At 66.8% G+C, this 17966-nt stretch carries 17 protein-coding genes and 2 pseudogenes; 10 read left to right on the top strand and 9 right to left on the bottom strand.

Annotation, left to right across the window (positions count from 1 at the left end):
• Window positions 1–10 precede the first annotated feature (10 nt).
• The gene (locus TX76_RS14560; protein ID WP_049903393.1) at window positions 11–406 is read left to right on the top strand and encodes a MaoC/PaaZ C-terminal domain-containing protein; all 396 of its coding nucleotides are present in this window, start codon (window positions 11–13) and stop codon (window positions 404–406) included.
• A gap of 69 nt (window positions 407–475) precedes the next feature.
• Here the strand turns inward: TX76_RS14560 and TX76_RS18185 are convergent, their stop codons facing one another.
• Complete coding sequence (locus TX76_RS18185) at window positions 476–631, bottom strand: DUF7573 domain-containing protein (protein ID WP_195156075.1); 156 nt, start codon at window positions 629–631, stop codon at window positions 476–478.
• A 75-nt stretch (window positions 632–706) separates the two neighbouring features.
• Here TX76_RS18185 and TX76_RS14550 point away from each other — a divergent pair, with 75 nt between their 5' ends.
• Window positions 707–928, top strand: a complete 222-nt coding sequence (locus TX76_RS14550) for a hypothetical protein (protein ID WP_049903390.1) — start codon at window positions 707–709, stop codon at window positions 926–928.
• Here the strand turns inward: TX76_RS14550 and TX76_RS14545 are convergent.
• From TX76_RS14545 to TX76_RS14530, 4 genes are all read right to left on the bottom strand, one after another.
• The gene (locus TX76_RS14545) at window positions 882–1862 is read right to left on the bottom strand and encodes a 5,10-methylenetetrahydromethanopterin reductase (RefSeq protein WP_049903389.1); all 981 of its coding nucleotides are present in this window, start codon (window positions 1860–1862) and stop codon (window positions 882–884) included. The two genes, TX76_RS14550 and TX76_RS14545, sit on opposite strands and share 47 nt — an antisense overlap.
• Window positions 1849–2604 carry a coenzyme F420-0:L-glutamate ligase gene (locus TX76_RS14540; RefSeq protein ID WP_049903388.1) on the bottom strand — a complete coding sequence of 252 codons (756 nt, stop codon included), beginning with the start codon at window positions 2602–2604 and terminating at the stop codon, window positions 1849–1851. The genes TX76_RS14545 and TX76_RS14540 overlap by 14 nt, the downstream gene beginning before the upstream one ends.
• 865 nt (window positions 2605–3469) lie before the next feature.
• Entirely contained in the window at window positions 3470–4234 is a 765-nt protein-coding gene (locus TX76_RS14535) for an IclR family transcriptional regulator (RefSeq protein ID WP_049903386.1), read from the bottom strand.
• A gap of 331 nt (window positions 4235–4565) precedes the next feature.
• Window positions 4566–5414, bottom strand: a complete 849-nt coding sequence (locus TX76_RS14530) for a sugar phosphate isomerase/epimerase family protein (protein ID WP_049903424.1) — start codon at window positions 5412–5414, stop codon at window positions 4566–4568.
• Between the two features lie 159 nt (window positions 5415–5573).
• Between TX76_RS14530 and TX76_RS14525 the strand changes: the two genes are divergently transcribed.
• From TX76_RS14525 to TX76_RS14510, 4 genes are all read left to right on the top strand, one after another.
• Entirely contained in the window at window positions 5574–6911 is a 1338-nt protein-coding gene (locus TX76_RS14525) for a substrate-binding domain-containing protein (RefSeq protein ID WP_049903385.1), read from the top strand.
• Between the two features lie 6 nt (window positions 6912–6917).
• Entirely contained in the window at window positions 6918–7781 is an 864-nt protein-coding gene (locus TX76_RS14520) for an ATP-binding cassette domain-containing protein (RefSeq protein WP_049903383.1), read from the top strand.
• Between the two features lie 144 nt (window positions 7782–7925).
• On the top strand, window positions 7926–9668 hold the full coding sequence (locus TX76_RS14515) for an ABC transporter permease (protein WP_049903381.1): 1743 nt from the start codon (window positions 7926–7928) through the stop codon (window positions 9666–9668).
• A gap of 53 nt (window positions 9669–9721) precedes the next feature.
• Window positions 9722–10057, top strand: coding sequence for a hypothetical protein (locus TX76_RS14510; protein WP_049903379.1), 336 nt, complete (start codon window positions 9722–9724; stop codon window positions 10055–10057).
• A 173-nt stretch (window positions 10058–10230) separates the two neighbouring features.
• On the opposite strand, the gene TX76_RS14505 is transcribed toward TX76_RS14510, so the two are convergent.
• From TX76_RS14505 to TX76_RS14490, 4 genes are all read right to left on the bottom strand, one after another.
• The gene (locus TX76_RS14505) at window positions 10231–10632 is read right to left on the bottom strand and encodes a cupin domain-containing protein (RefSeq protein WP_049903377.1); all 402 of its coding nucleotides are present in this window, start codon (window positions 10630–10632) and stop codon (window positions 10231–10233) included.
• On the bottom strand, window positions 10629–11456 hold the full coding sequence (locus TX76_RS14500) for a phosphoenolpyruvate hydrolase family protein (RefSeq protein WP_049903423.1): 828 nt from the start codon (window positions 11454–11456) through the stop codon (window positions 10629–10631). The genes TX76_RS14505 and TX76_RS14500 overlap by 4 nt, the downstream gene beginning before the upstream one ends.
• Before the next feature lie 85 nt (window positions 11457–11541).
• Window positions 11542–12765, bottom strand: a complete 1224-nt coding sequence (locus TX76_RS14495) for a Tm-1-like ATP-binding domain-containing protein (RefSeq protein WP_049903376.1) — start codon at window positions 12763–12765, stop codon at window positions 11542–11544.
• Window positions 12766–12869: 104 nt separating this feature from the next.
• Window positions 12870–13367, bottom strand: coding sequence for a metallophosphoesterase family protein (locus TX76_RS14490; RefSeq protein WP_049903375.1), 498 nt, complete (start codon window positions 13365–13367; stop codon window positions 12870–12872).
• A gap of 70 nt (window positions 13368–13437) precedes the next feature.
• Between TX76_RS14490 and TX76_RS14485 the strand changes: the two genes are divergently transcribed.
• The 4 genes and pseudogenes from TX76_RS14485 to TX76_RS18685 all read left to right on the top strand — a co-directional run bounded on the left by TX76_RS14485 (window position 13438) and on the right by TX76_RS18685 (window position 17887).
• Window positions 13438–14700, top strand: a complete 1263-nt coding sequence (locus TX76_RS14485; RefSeq protein WP_049903374.1) for an NUDIX domain-containing protein — start codon at window positions 13438–13440, stop codon at window positions 14698–14700.
• Between the two features lie 541 nt (window positions 14701–15241).
• The gene (locus TX76_RS14480; RefSeq protein ID WP_049903372.1) at window positions 15242–15625 is read left to right on the top strand and encodes a PaaI family thioesterase; all 384 of its coding nucleotides are present in this window, start codon (window positions 15242–15244) and stop codon (window positions 15623–15625) included.
• A gap of 226 nt (window positions 15626–15851) precedes the next feature.
• Window positions 15852–16145 (top strand): annotated as a pseudogene (locus TX76_RS18690) (ABC transporter ATP-binding protein); the annotation flags it as partial.
• Window positions 16146–16460: 315 nt separating this feature from the next.
• Window positions 16461–17887, top strand: a pseudogene (locus TX76_RS18685) (sodium-dependent transporter).
• Window positions 17888–17966 lie beyond the last annotated feature (79 nt).

The following is a 17966-nucleotide window of genomic DNA, read 5'->3' as shown; positions in this document are numbered from 1 at the left end:
TCTTTCGGCCATGCCAGCGACCGAACCCGAGGAGGGCGACGTCCACACCTTCGAGCGGACGTTCACCCACGAGGACGTCGAGCGCTTCGGCGAGGTCTCCGGCGACCGCCAGGCGATCCACACCGAGCCCGACGACGAGGGGCGGCTGGTGGTCCAGGGACTGCTCACCGCGACCCTCCCGACCAAGATCGGGGGCGATCTCGGCGTGCTCGCGCGCACGATGGAGTACGAGTTCCGCAAGCCGGTGTACACCGGCGAGACGATCACCTGCGAGGTGACGGTCACGGGGGTCACCGAGCGCGACGACCGCTACGAGATCGCGTGCTCGGTCGACTGCCGCGACGAGGACGGCACCACCGTGATGCGATCGGGGTTCGAGGGGCTGATCTGGAAGGACGAGCGGTAGCTCCGTCCGGCGCGCCTCGGCCTCGCGGACGGCCCGAGAGCGATCCCGTGCCTCCACGGCGGCGTTCGATCACCACGACTTGCACGACCCACAGACGAGGGCCTCGCCGTCGCGCCACCGTGTCGCGGCCGTCCCGCCGCACGCCTCGCACTCCCCGATCGGCGTCCACGCATACGTCGTCACCACCGCTGTTCGGTCGTCGCCTGCCTCGATATCGTCGGTCATACACTCGTTTCGCAGCACCGTCACTTGACCGTGGCGGACGGATACACACAAGTACCTCCCGATCGGACGGTCGGTATGGCGAACATCGCCGTTCGGCTGTTCAACAACGTCTTCGCACTCGCAAACGATTTCTTCGAGGTCGCGACCACCGACCCGCTTTCGGCGATCCTGTTGCTGTTCGGTGCGGTGTTCGTGCTGTTCGCGGTTGCCGTGCTCGGCTATCTCGCCGCCGGCGCGCTCGTCTCGGGGATCATGCCCGAAAGCATCGGTCGCACACCGCCCCAGCAAGGCGAATAGCCGTCTCGGGATCGGGACCGAGCGGCGCACCGATGACGATGCTGTCGGCGTGTTCCAACACCGCGCCGAGCTGTGATTCGACCGTGTCGGGCGTGCCGGCCATCGAAAACGCGTCGATCATCGCGTCGCTCACGCGGTCGAACGCCGCGTCGAACTCGCCCGCCGCGATCGCGTCGCCGATCGCGTCCGCACGGTCGGGATCGAGTCCGTGGCGCTCGACGACGGGCGGTGGCGCGCCCGCAGCGATGAACGCCACCGGCGGGCGGGCAGCCTCGCGGGCCGCTGCGGCGTCCTCGGCGATGCTGACGCTCGCGTACGCCGTGAGATCGAACTCTCCACGTTCGACCGGGCGGTCGTCGAGCCCTTCGGCGACCCGTTCGGCAGCCCATTCGAGATCGTCCGGATGCGAGCCATTGTAGAGGAGTCCGTCGGCGTGTTTCGCGGCCATTCGGCACATTTCAGGACCCTCGCCGCCGACGTACACCGGAATATCGCCGACCGCGTAGTTCAGGCCGGCGTCCCGCGCGACGAACGTGCCGTCGTGGTCGACCCGCTCGCCGTCCCAGAGTCGGCGGGCGATCTGAAAGGATTCGAGCACCGATCGGAGCCCACGCTCGTCGTCGAGACCGAGATTTCTGAGGGTCGAGGGATCGCCAGGCCCGACGCCGAACACCGCGCGGCCGTCCGCGAGTTCGTCGAGGGTCGCCACCCGCGAGGCGAGCGTCACCGGATGAGTCTCGTAGGGGTTCGTGACGCCTGGTCCGAGCCGGAGTTCGTCCGTACGCTCGGCGAGCACCGCTAATGCGGCGAACGGGTCGCGGTTGTTGTAGTGGTGGCTCGCGAACACCGTGTCGAACCCCGCCCGATCGGCTTCGAGACCCAACTCGACGAGGTGCTCGGTCGGGTGTTCGGGCGTGAGCTCAATCGCGCGCATACGACCACTCCCGGAGCGCCTGGCGGACGAAGTCGGTGTCCACGCTGCGGAACAGCTCGTCGCTCCCCGCGAACCCGTCGAGGTCGAACCCCCGAACGACGGCGACCGGCTCGCCGCCGCCGCCCTCGCCGAGCACGAGGTTCGCCGCCGCCGCGAGCTCGTCGACGATCGACTCGACCGTGACGCCGAGCTCGCGGCCGTCGCGGTCGTGCTCGCCGCGCCAGTCGTGACTCGCCGGCAGCCCCGCCCGGCCGATCGCGACCCCGCGCTGGCCGTGGCGGAACGGCCGCCCGCAGGTGTCGGTCACGACCACCGGCACGGAGAGCGCGTCGTGGAGCCGGCGCGCGCTCTCGTCCGGGCGTTTCGGCAGGAGCAGGATGTCGCTGCCCGGCACGTTCGAACGGTCGATCCCCGCGTTGACGCCGACGTGACCGAACCGCGTCTCGGTCAGCAAGAACGGAGCCTCCATCACGAGATCGGTGCTCTCCTCCAGGACCGCCTGGGCGAATCGGGGATCCTTCTCCTCGCCAGCGATGTCGGCGAGCCGGTCGGCGATCTCGGTCGCACGCGGGCCCGCCGGGAACTCGTCGAGGTCGTGCGCCCGGCCCTCGGCCTTCGAGACCACCGTGCTCGCCACGCAGACCACGTCGGCGGCAGCGAGGTCCGCGCGCTCGGCGATCAGCGCGCCGAGGTCGTCGCCCTCGTGTATCTCGGGGAGATCGGGGACGGGAGTGACGTTCATGACCGGCCTCCGGTGGGGGGACACTTCCGTACTTCGGGTCGCCGCCCCGATCGACTGCTCGTTTCAGCCCCGTGCGGCGGTGCGGTCGGGCGACTGGGAGGCGATTCAGCGGTCGAACGAAAGCGGCTCGTGCCTGTCGCCGTCGGAAACGGGAGACAGAAATATCTAAACAAACCATCGGAAGGAACCGAGACTCTGCCGTGGCGATGGAGCGGTCGTAGTGTCGTGCTGGCAGGCGGTACGGGCCCGAACGTCGAGAGAGCAGTGGGTCGATCGAACGAGCACGTCCATGCTCGTGGATCTCGGTTCTGAAGATCGGAAATCCGTTCGAGCGCAACCGACCGTCGCCCGGCAGTCAGAACCCACGAAACGGCCGCGGAGAGTCCACGGGCGAGAGACGACGTGGGGCGACACGCTCGACGAAGAGTCGAGTACGCTCGGAAATTTAGCTATTAATGTCCAAACCTCGTACAGTCGTACAGCAGATCACACTCCTCGATTCCAGTACCGTGAAGGAACTGTCGGGTGGAGTCGGCCCTGCACCGGAGGGGTGCTGGCTCGTTGGAGGGGTTCCCGGTACGAGTGCGCCGACTCGTCCCACCTCCGTAACGAAACTACGTATGTGACACCCTCTGCATCGGACTGCTGTGCCAGGTGATGCCAAGGTGTCGGTGATGGAGGTCCGCATCCAGAGGCTCCGAGAGCGATCGGGTGAACCGGACGACCGATCGGAACACGGCGTTCCATATGTCAGAACCGGTCGCAAGCAGATAGTTCGATCGAATACACCGACAGAGTGTTCCAGTAGCGATCCGAACCGGTATTCGGTTCGCCACGAATCGCAGAACATACACGAGAGCCGCACCTACGCGTACCTGATCCGGAGCTCCATCACGTTCGCGGCGCTGCGGACGACGTCCGGGATCTCCTCGGTGAATCGATCGTCGCTCATCCGGCTCGTGGGTGCGGAGACGCTGATCGAGCCGAGCACCTCCCCGTTCGCCGGTTTGATCGGTGCCGCGACGCAGCGCAGCCCCTGGAGGCGTTCCTCGTCGTCGAGTGCGAACCCGCGCTCGCGGATCCGATCGAGTTGATCGAAGAGTTCCTCCCGATCCGTCACGGTGTTCTCGTTCACCGGTGGGAGCCCGTGCCGATCGATGATCTCGTCGACGCGCTCGGGCGGGCGGTGGGCGAGGATCGCCTTGCCGAGCGCGGTGCTGTGGAGGTGCGCGCGCAGCCCCGTGTGGGTGTCGAGATCGATCGCCTGGTTCCCGTTCGATCGGTACAGGTAGATCCCCATCCCGTGTTCGTCGGTCATCAAATTGGCGCGCTCGCCCGTCTCCTCGGCGATCTGGTCGATTTCGGGCTCGGCGATCTCGTACAGGGCGTTCCGGTTCCTCGCGTGGCCACCGATCTCGAGGAACTTCAGCCCGAGTCGATACTCCGTCCCGTGTTTGGTCACGTACCCGTGCTCTTCGAGCGTACTGAGATGGTTGTGAACGGCGCTCTTCCCCATGTCGAGTGCGTCCGCCAGCTCGGTGAGACGCCCGCTGTCCCGCTCCTTGAGCTCCTCGACGATGGCGAGGGTCTTCTCGGTCGTCCGGACCGGGTGTTTCGCCTTTTTTGCCATGGTGACAGTTGTCATCGCCCTCACTAAAAGCTTGTTCTGAAATAGGGAATGCCACACACCGAACGGATCGGTCGGGAGGTTGCTTGACGACGACCCATACGGGTGGCTCGCGCGTGCTCGCCTTCGACGACAGTTCCGGGAGCGGGATGCGACCTCCGGCAGGGTTCGACTCCCGGTTTCCCATGCGGGAACGGTGTTGGGCGAGTCGATGCGGCGTCCCCTCGGAGCGTGGCTTCGGATCTCCCGTCGGGGCCGAACCGACTGTCTCGATAGGGGGAACGCGGTGTGCCACCGGCGGTGGGAGACCGGCGACCGGCGAAGCGATGGCGACTCAGTCGAAGCGGTTCCGGAGGAACGCCAGGCCGTCGCGCGCGAGGGCGTTCTGGCTCTCGGCCAGCGGCCGCCAGATGGCGGCCGCGCGCGCGATCGACTCGACCTCGGGGGTGAACGACTCGATGACGACCTGATCGTCGTACCCGGCGTCAGCCAGCGCGGCGTCGACCGCCGGCCAGTCGATGTGGCCGCTCCCCGGTGGCCCCCGATCGTTGCCACAGGCGTGGAAGTGCCCGATCCGGTCGCCGGCGGCCTCGATCGCGGCCGACAGCGACGACTCCTCGATGTTCATGTGGAACGTGTCGAGCAGGAGATCGCAGTTCGGGTGGTCGACGCGATCGATCACCTCGACGCCCTGCTCGACGGTGTTGAGGACGCTGGTCTCGAACCGATTCAGCGGCTCGACACACAGCGTTACCCCGTGGTCGGCCGCGTACGACGAGAGGTCGTGGAGCTGGGCGACGACGTCCTCGACGGCAGCGGCCCGCTCCGCGTCGCTCATCCGCCACGTCCGCCCGACCGCGGAGTAGAGCGGTCCCACGACGCGATCCGCCCCGAGCGTCGCGGCCGCGTCGACGCAGTGGCGGACGTACTCCCGGCCGTTCTCGCGGACGGCCCCGTCGTCGTGGAGCAGATCGCGCTCCTCGTTCATCGCCACCACGACGCTCCCCGCCAGATCGTGGTCGGCGAGCGCCGTCCCTGCCCGCTCGTAGTCGAATCCGCCGCGCTCCTCGATCGGGAACTCGACGACATCGAACCCCATCTCGGCGGCGCGAGGGAGCAGTCGATCGACGCGCTCGTCCGTCATGGGCGCACCCCACACCCACAGGTTGACACCGACTCGCATGACATCACGCGGTTCGACGACGACCGACATAAACGTTCGCGGTGTGATGGAGCGGTCGCTCGGGAGGACGTCGGAGAGATCCCGAGCCACGGCGATCGTCGTCTCGCGTGGGTATGTGACAGGGAAACAATTATGTGGGTGAAAGACACGGAGTAACACATGGCGATCGATCGGGAGAAGATCAGAGAGAAGGGTGCGTTCTCGATAGAGCTGGGAATACCACGGCGAGAGCTACTCAAACAGCTGGGAGCGCTCGGGACGGCGGGCGCGCTGGCCGGCTGCTCGTCGGTGCTTCAGGACACCGGCAACGGAACCGACAGCGGCGACGGAACCGACGGCAGCGGGAACCAGAGCAGCGGCAATCAGAGCAGCGGGAACCAAAGCGGTGGGAACCAGAGCGGGGGTGGCCAAGGCGGTGGGGGCCAGGCCGAGTTCGCGACCGACTTCGAGTACTCGCGGATCCCGATGGTGCCCCCGCCGACGGCACCGATCGACAACGCCAACCCGGAGACCGGCCCGGAGCGACGGGCCGAGTTCGTGATCCAGAACGTGGCGAACCCCTTTTTCACGCCGCTGATCGCCGGGTTCAACGACGCGCTCAACCAGTTCGGCTGGAACGGTGGCGTCAACGGTCCGTCGGGGGGAACCCAGAGCCAGAGTCAGCAGATCGAGATCATCAACACGACGATCGACCAGCTTCAGGGTGGGCGGGACGTCCTCGTGACCACGATCCTCGACAACCAGGCCTACATCGATCCGATCCAGCGCGCTCTCGACAACGACATCGCGGTCATCAACGGCCACTCGACGCCGTCCGAGGAGGACTGGAACAACGAGCTGATGCGGGAGACGTTCAGCTACAAGGACTCGCCCATCATCATCCCCCACGTCGGGATCAGGGATCGACGGGGCGGGATCGCGATGGCCGCCGAAGCCTACGATCGCATGCAGAACCAGCTCGACGCCGATCAGTACACGGTCCTGATCGGCAACGGTCTTCCGGGTAATCCCGCCGTCACCCGGCGCGTCGATCCCGGTGCACGATCGTTCTTCCAGACGAAAGACGACGTGACCGTGATCGACGAGACGCTCGACGTCACCACCGAGTTCGCCGAGGCCCAGAGCCGCGTCGAGAGCCGACTATCGACCAACCAGGACATCAACGTCGTCATGGGTGCCGGGTTCTGGACGCCCGTCGGTGCGTCACAGGCCGTCGAGAGCGGCAACATCAGCCGCGACATGGTCATCTGCGGGTTCGACTTCACCGAAGCCGTCCTGACGAGCATCCGGGACGGCAGCATCGACTTCACGATGGGACAGGACCCCTACGGCCAGGGGTTCCTGAACGTCCCGCTCGCGTGGATGTATCTGGACCGTGGGATCGAGATGAAACACCTCGAGTTCGGCGTCACGTACGTCGACGAGGAGAACGTCGACTACGCGCTCCAGCGGAACACGTGGAGCGAACTCCGTGATTGGCAGGAACAGAACCTCTGATGCCGCATGAGTGATACCGAATCGGAGGTCCCGACCGAGGACGCCGGCCCCGAAGCGAGCGCCGTCGAGGACGTGGCGGACGCCGAGGATGTCGAGGACGCCGAGCGCCGAACGGTGCTGAAGACGCGCGGGCTCACCAAGCACTTCGGTGCCATCGAGGCCGTCAAGGACGTCAGCCTCGACGTCCGGCGCGGCGAGATCCTCGCCATCGCGGGCGACAACGGGGCCGGGAAGTCGACGTACGTGAAGATGCTCTCGGGGGTGCTCCGGCCGACCGCCGGCGAGATCCTCGTCCGCGAGAACGGGACGTTCAGACAGCGCCACTTCACCTCCTCGCGGGACGCCGAGGAGGCCGGCGTCGCGACGGTCTATCAGGAACAGCACCTGACGCCGACGAACGACGCCGCGAGCAACATCTTCCTCGGGTTCGAGCCCCGACAGGAGGGACTCAGGGGCACGCTCCTCCGCAACGTCGACAAGGAGCGCATGGTCGAGGAGAGCTCCCGACTACTCAACGAGATCGGGTTCGACTTCGATCCGCGATCGCCGATCGAGGAGCTCTCCGGCGGGCAGAAACAGGCGGTCGCCGTCGCCCGGGCGCTGATCAGGGACCCGCCGATCATCATCCTCGACGAGCCGACCTCGGAGGTGTCGACCACCGGGACGGACAAGATCATCGAGCTCGTGAAACAGATCCCGGAAGACGACAAGGCCGTCGTCCTCATCTCGCACAAGATCGACGTGCTCGTCGACGTCGCCGACCGGATCGCCGTCATGCGCGACGGCGAACTGGTCGACACGCTCGACGTGTCCGGCGACATCGATCGGATGGACATCGTCTCGCGGATGCACAAGGAACGCGAGATCTGATCCGTCGATCGATGCTGTCGACTCGATGCGTGCTCGTGTCTGTCCAGCGCGTGGCTCGGTAGTGTCGGCCGGCGGCGGTGAACCGCCCCGACGGAGGCAAGATATTTGTGTCTCCTCCAAGTGGTGACGCATGGGTGTTACACGTTGTCAACCGAGTCGGCTCCGACCTCCCGCCGCATCACGGACGCGACGGCCTCGATCCTCGAACGCCGCGAATCGAGCGTGTTCGTCGCGCTCGTCGCGATGTTGGTGCTCGGGATCGTGGTGAACGCCGAGAACTTCCTGACGCTCAACAACCTGATTCGCGTGCTTCGCGGGGCTGCCGTCGTCGCCATGATCGGCTACGGCGTCTCGCTGCTGATGATCGCGGGGGAGTTCGACCTCTCGGTGGGGTCGGTCCTCGGGATCACCGCGGGCCTCGGTGCGGTGTTGATCTCCGGTGGTGCCAGCCCGGTGTTCACCATCCTGCTCACCCTCACGCTGGCGGTCCTCTACGGTATCACCCAGGGCTTTCTCGTCACGAAGTTCGGGCTGCCCTCGCTCATCGTCACGATCGGGACGCTGACGCTCCTGCGGGGCGCTCACTTCCTCCTGCTCGGCGGCCAGGCCGTCACGGTCTCCTCGGCGGAGGTCGGGCCGATACTCAGAGCGATGGGCGGCACCTACGGCCTGCCGTTCCTGGTCACGATCCCCTTCACCGACATCGAACTGTTTTCGATCCCCGCGATACGGTACAGCATTCCGGGCGTCCACGAGAGTACTCAGGTGTTCCAGTCCTTCCCGGCCCAGATCGTATGGGTGTTCGTCTTCCTCGTGATCTTCCACCACCTCCTCTTCCGGACGACGTTCGGCCAGCACGTCCGCGCGACGGGTGACAACATCAACTCGGTGGAGACGACCGGCATCGACCCCGACCGGGTCAAGATCGCGTGCTTCGGCATCGTCGCCGCCGTCACCGCCTTCGCCGGCCTCTCCCAGCTCGCGTACATCGGGAGCGTCTCGCCGGGGACGGGCGACGGCCAGGCGCTGATCGTCATCGCGGCCGTCGTTTTGGGCGGGACGAGGCTCACCGGCGGCGACGGCTCGATGACCGGCGTACTGATGGGCGCGCTCGTGCTCGGCCTCGCACAGAACGTCCTCACGCTCGGCGGGTTCGGCCCACGATTTTCGCGGCTCATCACCGGGCTGTTCATCATCGTCGCCATCGGTCTCGACACCGTCTTCACCGGGTTCAGCCGACAGCTCCTCGCCGAGTGGTACACGAAGCCGCTCGGGGGGATCCTCCGTGGGCCGCGCGCGTTCTTCGCCGATCGGGCGAGCGACAAGAGCGCGGACCAGGCGCTCGCCTTCCTCTTCGTGTCCGTGCTGGTCACGACGGCGATCGTCGCGATCGGGATGTTCCTGCCGGCGATCGTCGGGGCCGTGGGCGAGTTCCTGAACAACCCCTCCCTCCAGGAGCTCGGGACGACGTTCACCGATCGCTTCTCGATCTACATCGCGGAGGCCAACATCGAGGGCGTCGTCATGCTGCTCCTCCAGCTGTATCTCGTCGTGCTCCTGCTCGGCGTGCTCGCGCTCGTGGCGATCCAGGTCGCCGGCTCGCGGCTCGGCCGGCTGAGCAACCTCGACGACACCATCGTCGTCGTCAGCTACGGGCTGGCTCCCCTGCCGCTCCTCGCCGTGCCGCTGTTGTTGCTCGGGTTCGGGTTCATCACGGTCCTCGTCTTCGGTGCGCTCGCCGTCGTCCTGCTCGTCGTCGGGTGGATGCTGACACAGGGGCTCGTGAACTTCCAGCATCTCTCCCGGCGTGACGCCGTGCTGACGGTCGCGGCCACGTACGTCACGTGGCTCGTCGTCGCGCTCTACTTCGGGAGCAATCTCGTCTAGCCGGGCCCGCTCCGGGCTCTCGGCTCCTCGGCCGGGGAAACGTCGGGACGATCGTGGCCGCCGTCGAGGCCGAACTCGACGAGTGGGGATATGAAGGAACGAACCCGTGGTACTTCCCGAGCCTCGGCGAGTACGCGACGCGTCTCGAAGCTCACGGCTTCGCGGTGCGGTACGCCGTGCTGTTCGATCGGCCGACCCGGCTCGACGGCGACGACGGGCTCCGCGACTGGCTCGCCATGTTCGGCGACAGCCTCCTCTCGGGCGTTCCCGACGACGACCTCGACGCCGTCCTCTCGGGAATCGAGCGCCGTGTCGAACCCGCGCTACGCGACGACGGGACGTGGTACGCGGACTACCGACGGCTCCGCATCCGCGCGATCCACGAGTGAGCCCGCGACCGATATCGTGTCGTAGTCGGGGCGTATCACTGGAGTCCGCCCGTCGCGGCGGGAGTCGAGAACGGAGGGCGACGGGCGATCTCGCGCGACGATCGCACCCCGGGTTCGTGGACTCCGCTCGTATGCCGGCGAGAGTCGTCCGGTGAACGCGAGCGGTGTGGCTCTCACTCCGGGAGGTCGCCGGGCGGCAGGATCGTGCTGTCGGGTGCGTCCCGGAGCACGTCCTCGGGACCCGGTGGGCCGTAGACGGCGACGAGTCTGAGCTGTTCCCAACCGGTGTTCTCCGTGCTGTGTTCGACGCCAGCCGGGATGTACACCGTGTCGTCGGGGGTGATGGCGAACTCCTCGTCGCCAACAGTTTGAATCCCCTCGCCGCTCACGACGTAGAGGATCTCCTCGCTGTCGGGGTGGTCGTGGCGCTCGTGGCCCTTGCCCGGGTTCAGCTGGACGACGCCCATGCTGAACGCCTCGCTGTCGGTTTCGTCGGGCGTACAGGGCCACTTCAGCGTGCCCCAGTCGAATTCGAGCGTCTCTACCTCGTCCGGTTCGATGTGGTGGTCGCTCATAGCGTGATCTCCGTGAACTCGCGGGTCTGCTGTTCGATCGCCTCCTCGGTCGGCAGGCGTTCGATGCTCGACGCGCCGAAGAACCCCACCACGCCCTCGGTGTTGTCGAGGACGTACCTCGCGTCGTCGGGCCACGCGATCGGCCCGCCGTGGCAGATCACCATGACGTCGTCGTCGACCCCGGTCGCGGCGTCGTGAATGGCTTGAACGCGCTTTGCCGCCCCGTCGAGATCGAGGACGGTCTCCGCGCCGATGTCGCCCGACGTGGTGAGGCCCATGTGCGCGACCACGACATCCGCGCCCGCCTCGGTCATCGCGCGCGCCTGATCCTCGTCGAACACGTACGGGCACGTCAGCATGTCCTTCTCGGCGGCGGTCGCGATCATCTCCACTTCCTTCTCGTAGCCCATCCCCGTCTCCTCCAGATGCTGGCGGAAGGTTCCGTCGATGAGACCAACGGTCGGAAAGTTCTGGACGCCCGAGAACCCCATGCCGGCGAGTCGATCGAGGAACGTGTCCATCTCGCGGAACGGGTCGGTGCCGTTGACGCCGGCGAGCACAGGAGTGTCTTCCACGATGGGGATGACCTCCCGGGCCATCTCGACGACGATCTCGTTCGCGTCGCCGTACGGCAGCAGGCCCGCGAGCGATCCCCGACCGTTCATCCGGTAGCGCCCGGAGTTGTAGATGATGACGAGGTCGACGCCGCCGCGCTCGGCGAACTTCGCCGAGATGCCCGTGCCCGCGCCGGCACCGATGATCGCCTCACCCGCGTCGACGCTCGCACGGAGATCGTCGATGGATTCCGATCTGGTGTGTTTCATCGGATTCACCTGTGTGGTTCGTCGACAGCCATCATGAACGTTCGGGTGAGTCGCTGCCGCCGCCCGGACTACGAGCCCTCCGAGGCTACGGGTCGTGTCCCGCGTCGCGCAGCCGTTCGTCGAGGTGGCGCGCCAGCGTCAGCGCGAACTCCTCGTCGTTGATGTCGGTCTCGGCTTCGGTGAGTTCGACAGTGTCGTCGTCAAGCGTCTCGCGGAGGGCGTCGAACAGCGCTGCATCGGCCTCCGGGTCGTGGAAGTCCTCGCCCTCGACATCGAGCATCGACACCCCGCCGAGCGGCAGCACGAGCTCTGTCGGCCCGGTCGCGTCGTTCAACTTCTCGGCGAGGATCCGGCCGAGTTCGGCGTTCTCCTCGGGTGTGGTTCGCATCAGTGTCACCTGGGGGTTGTGGACGTGGAGGTGGCGATCCTCGAATTCGGTGGGGACGTCGTCTTTCGGCCCGAAGTTCACCATGTCGAGCGCCCCGGTCGAGACCACCTGTGGAACCCCGACGCGCCCGGCCGCCTCCAGGCGGTCGGGGCCGGCCGAGAGCACGCCCCCCACCAGCTCGTCGGCGAGTTCGGTCGTCGTGACGTCGAGCACGCCGTCGATCACTCCCTGTTCGACGAGGCCCTCCATCGCCTCTCCCCCCGTGCCGGTGGCGTGGAACACGATCGTCTCGTAGCCCTCGCCCTCCAGCCACTCGCGAGCGGTCTGGACGCAGGGCGTCGTGACGCCGAACATCGTGATCCCGATGGTCGGACGGTCCTCGACTCCGACGTCGGGCTCGTTTGCGACCATCCCCACCATCGCCAGCGCCGCGTTGGCGATCACAGTCCTAGAGACCTGGTTCAGCCCCTCGACGTCGGCGACGGAGTACAGCATCATCACGTCCTTCGACTCGACGTACGGCCGGACGTCGCCGGAGGCCATCGTCGAGACCATGAGCTTCGGGACGCCGTACGGGAGTGCTCGCATCGCCGCCGTCGCCACCGACGTGTTGCCCGATCCGCCGAGCCCGAGCACGCCGTCGAGGACGCTCTCCTCGTGCAGTCGGGTCGCGACTGCGGCGGCCCCCTCGCCCATCGCGGTCATGGCCTCGCCGCGATCGCCCGCCTCGCGGAGCGCGTCGAGGCTCGTGTCGGCGGCCTCGGCCACCGCCGCCGCGGACGTATCCGGCTCGAACCCCGGCTCACCCAGCACGCCCGCGTCCACGACGTGAACGTCCACGCCCTGTGCCTCGACGACGCTGCGCGCGAAATCGATCTCTTCGGCCTTCGTATCGAGGGTTCCGATGACGACGACGCCCATGGCTGAGGGTGCTATCGTGTGGCACCCTCTTAATCGTTGGTGTACTTCCCACCCTACTCGTCGATCGCGCCGTATGGCACCGGTGTTCTCGGCAGGGCTCGACGCTACTCGTCGTGTACCGCCACGTCGATGTCACCATCGTCGACCTCGGCAACCATCATCGTCGCCGTCCCGGCCGGTTCGGCCCCCGTCGCGCTGCCAGGGTTCAGCAGGCGGACGCCGTCGACCTCGGTATCGAGCACCTGGTGGGTGTGGCCAGCTACGCCGACGGCCGGTCCGTCGCCAGCCGTCTCGCGGACGACGCCGGCCACGCGCTCCTCGTAGCCGTCGATGTCGCCGGTGCCGTGGGTCACGACGAACTCCCATCCGCCGCGCTCGACCGTCGTCACCGACGGCAGATCGAACTGCGGGTCCATGTTCCCGGTGACGGCAGTCAGTTCCCCGCCGGCGAGGGCACGCACCTCGTCGAGCGTCTCGGCCGCATCGAAGTCGCCGGCGTGGATGGTGTGATCCGCCCGTTCGACTTCCTCCCGAATCCACTCGGGGATCGCCTCGGCGCGCGAGGGGATATGGGTGTCGGCGATGATCGCGATTCGAACCATGCCACCGCTTCGTTGCCTGGCCCCAAGAATCCTACACCAGGTTCAAACGCCGCCGACGAGTAGGAGACCCATGAACGAAACCCACGTCGTTACCTGTTTTCTCCGGAATCGTGGCGAAGTTCTCCTGCTCCACCGCAGCGACGAGGTCGGCTCGTACGCCGGTCGGTGGGGCGCGGTCGCGGGTCACGCCGAGGGTGATCCCGACGGGGCCGCGCGCGAGGAGATCGCGGAGGAGACGGGGCTCGACGATGCTATCTCGTTCGTCCGCGCGGGCAAGTCGTTCACGGTGACGGACGACGACCTCGATACACGGTGGAAGATTCACCCGTACCTGTTCGACTGCGAGTCGCGCGCAGTCGAACCGAACTACGAGACGGCTGCCTTCGAGTGGGTCCCGCCGACGGAAATCGGTCGGCGCGAGACGGTTCCCGACCTCTGGACGGCCTACGAGCGCGTCGCGCCGACGGTCGAAACGATCGAGGCAGACACCGACCACGGCTCGGCGTGGCTCTCGGTGCGCGCGCTGGAGGTGCTCCGGGATCGTGCCGGCGTGCTCGCGGCATCGGCCGCCGGCGAGGATGAGGACGGTGACTGGAGCGATCTGGTGACTCTCGCCGAGACCCTTCGCACGGCGCGAGCGAGCATGACGGTCGTCGCGAACCGGATCAACCGCACGATGGCCGTGGCGAACGACGACCGGAACCCTGAAGCAGTCGAGCGCACCGCAACTGCGGGGATCGACCGCGCGTTCGAGGCTGACGAGGCGGCCGCACGCGAGGCGGCCGCGCGACTCGACGGCACGGTACTGACGCTCTCACGCTCGGGGACGGCACTCGACGCGCTCCACCGGGCGACGATCGACGAAGTGCTCGTCTGTGAGTCGCGACCCGCATGCGAGGGAGTCGGCGTCGCGGAGGAACTCGCGGACGACCGTCCTGTGACGCTCGCGATCGACGCGGCGGCCGCCCACCTCCTCGCGGAGCGCGCAGTCGACGCCGTGGTCGCCGGTGCTGACACCGTGTTCGCCGACGGCAGCGTGCTGAACAAGGTCGGAACGCGGGCCGTCGCTGTCGCCGCCGCCCACGAGAACGTGCCGGTGTACGTCGTCGCCGCGAGCGACAAGATCAGCACCGATCCAGAGCCAGAGCCCGAGTTCGCGGATGGCGATCGGGATCAGGTCTACGACGGCGACGCCGATCTCACCGTAACGAACCCGACGTTCGACCGAACGCCGGCCGAGCACGTGACCGTCGTCACCGAGAACGGGCATCTCGGACGGAACGACGTCGCCGAGATGGCGGCGGAGTTGCGCGAGTTCGCGGCGTGGTCGTGAACCACGAGCCACCGAGCGGGACGAGATCGACGACAGCAGCCACCCCGATTTGATTGAGAAGTGATTGCCCAAACCTTCGCCAGTCATGTCAGGGAATCGTTACTGAACGTCGCCCGATCGGCCGATCGCCAATTTCACCCGAGAACGTCGGTGAAACTGCCTTTCAGCCACCTTTCGCGTCGATCCGTTCGATTGACGATCGCGATCCCCGCTCGGTCGACGGTATCTCGACCCGACCGACGGCAGCCGCTGATGTCGTTCGGGTTCAATCGGTCGTCGAGAGCCGAATCAGGCCCCAAATCGAAGCCTCTCCAGGAGCCGCGGGTCCGTTTCGGTCGTGACTCCTGAACCTCGCCGTTCGGGAGCGGTCGATGCGTAAGATCGGCAGATTATTTTGATCTTGTGATCGTTCTTCGACCGGAACCGGCTCGGAGTTCGCCCGAGCGCCGAGACGACCGCACGCGACCGACGCGCCGATTCGAATCGGGCGGCGTGGTCTCCGGTATTCTTTAATAGCCGACCGCCGAACCGGCGATCAGAGATGGACATCGAAGCGTTCTTCGAGGGGATGCCGTTCGCCGATCTGCTCGGCGTCGAGGTGACCGCGGCGGCGGACGGTCACGCCGAAGGCCACATCCCGATGCGCGAGGAGCTGTCGTGGAACCAGGACCGAATGATGGCCCACGGCGGCGTCACGTTCACGCTCGCCGACACGGTCGGCGGTGCGGCGCTGGTCTCGCTCGTCGATCAACCCGTGCCGACGATCGACATGCGGATCGACTACCTCGAAGCCGGCACCGGCGATCTCCACGCCGAGGCGGACGTGGTTCGCGAGGGTGGCGACGTCGGCGTGGTCGACGTGGCCGTGACGGCGGCGGACGAAACGCCCGTGGCCGACGTTCGGGGTGTGTACAAGACGGGATAGCCGTTCTCGCGTCCCTCTCGAAACCGGGACGACCGACCCTTCGCCTTCGTCTCGATCGGTCCCGGATTCACGGTGTGAGAGCTACCGCCGCCGTCGGCTGACGAACACGGCCTTCGAGGACGTAGACGGAGTTGCGGGACACCGCGACAACACTCTCAGTCGCCGACTCGTCGTCGCTGTCGGTTCCCGTGTGACTTCCTCATGGTCGAAGGGTTTATTGCGTAGTGAGAATCAGTCCCGCGGCCTCGGCCGGTCGTTCCAGATCACGAACGTCTTCGGCGGTCTCGCAGTCAGAGAGAACGTCCGGCTCGCTGCCCAGTCGATCTTCGACGACGACATCTCCGGACGCGATGCGATGTTCCGCGACAAGAACTCGTTCGGGGACGTTTCGGCGCACACCGACGAGGTGCTCGATCGGATCGGCCTCGCGAGTCACGCCGACGAGCGCGTCGAGACGCCCGCGTACGGCGACCAGCGCCGACTGGGGATCGGGATCGTGCTCGCGGTGGAACACGAGATCTACACCGAGCTGTTCGTCTCGCCGCGCAACCCCACCGGTACTCTGTTCCAGCTGATGGAGTACCACGACACCTACGAGGAGCGCTACGACCCCGATCGATCGTTCGTCGGCGGGTCGTCGGGTCGAGGCGGCGTGGCCGGCGTTCGAGTCGAACGAGTGAGTCGAGCGGTCGGGGCAACGGCTCCGGCCGACTCCACTCCGTGATCAGTGCACCGGCCCACGCTGCCACATCGCGCCGTCGCGGTGGGCTCCGATCCACCACCGGATCGGGGAACGAGAAGGCTTTTGCTGACAGTACCTCTCGCTTGAGGCAACATGACACGCGACACCTGGGCGACACGGGCCGGCTTCATTCTCGCGGCGGTCGGCAGCGCCGTGGGGCTCGGTAACATCTGGCGATTCCCGTGGCTGACGGCCGAAAACGGCGGAAGCGCGTTTCTGGTCACGTATCTATTCATCGTTCTCGGAGTCGGCGTTCCCGGGCTGCTCGCGGCGTTCGTCATCGGTCGTCGTGCGAACCGCAACCCGGTCGGTGCGTTCGAATCGCTCACGGGCGGTCGCGGCTGGACCGCACTCGGCGGCCTCTGTGTCCTCACCTCGCTCGTGCTGATCTCCTTTTACAGCGTCGTCGGCGGGTGGGTGCTCCGGTACTTCCTCGAGAGCTTCACGGGCGCGTACTTCGTCCAGCCGGAGGCCCACTTCGGCAGCGTCGACTTCGGTCTCGGGGCGTTTCTCTTTCAGGCCGCGTTCCTCGTCCTGACTGCACTGATCGTCGTCGCCGGCATCCGCGGGGGGATCGAGGCAACCACGAGGTCATGATGCCCGCGGTCGTGGTGTTGTTGGCTGGGCTTGCGGTGTGGGCGTCCCAGCAGCCGAACGCGGCTGCAGGCTACGAGTTCTATCTCTCCTTCGACGGCGGGTATCTCGCCGACAACTTCGTGGCGGTGCTCGGCGCGGCGGCGGGCCAGGCGCTCTTTACCCTCTCGATCGGCGGCGGGACGATGCTGACGTACGCGTCGTATCTCGGCGAGGACCGCTCGCTCCCGGCGGACGGCTCGATCATCGCGATCTTGAACCTCGGGATCGGCGTGCTCGCCGGGCTCGTGGTGTTCCCGCTGCTGTTCTCGGTCGTCGGCGGCCCGACCGGCGGCGGCACGGGCGCGCTGTTCGTGAGTATCGCCGGGGCGTTCGCCGATCTCCCGGCGGGACGGTTCATCGGCGCGACGTTCTTCCTCGTCGTCCTGTTCGCGGCGCTGTCGAGTTCGATCAGCATGCTCGAGATCCCGGTGTCGTACGTCGTCGACGAGTTCGGGTACGACCGTGCTCCGGTCACCCTCGGTCTGTTCGTGCTCGTCCTCGGGACCGGCGCGATCAACGCGTTCGACGGAGGCGTGTTCGCGTTCGTCGCCGGCCCGCTCGTGAGCCAGCTCATGACGCTCGGCCTGATCGGGTTCATGATCTACGCCGCGTGGGCGCTCGGCGACGAGGCCGTGGCGGAGTTCACGAAGGGTGCGGGGTCGATCGCACGCGTCCTCGCCACCCCGTGGCGCTACGCGATCGGCACGGTGTTCCCGCTCTTCCTCCTCTTCACGTTCTACTCGTCGATCGTCGACTTCGCCGGTCTCTCACTTTCGACGGCGGTGATCGCGGGGCTCGCGCTCCTCACCGGGATCCCGTTCGTCGGCGTGGTGCGCTGGATCGAGGGAAGCGGTCGAACCGGGACGGCTGAAGCGGCCGACTGACATCATCACCATCTCGTTCCGCGACTGCGGTTCGGGCGTATCGTCCCGTCGTGGTCCACAAAACCCAATACAGGGACCG

It is taken from the genome of Halococcus agarilyticus (genome assembly GCF_000334895.1).
GTDB lineage: Archaea > Halobacteriota > Halobacteria > Halobacteriales > Halococcaceae > Halococcus > Halococcus agarilyticus.
Note: the sequence above shows the minus strand (reverse complement) of the source record. Positions and strands in the feature narration are given on the sequence as shown.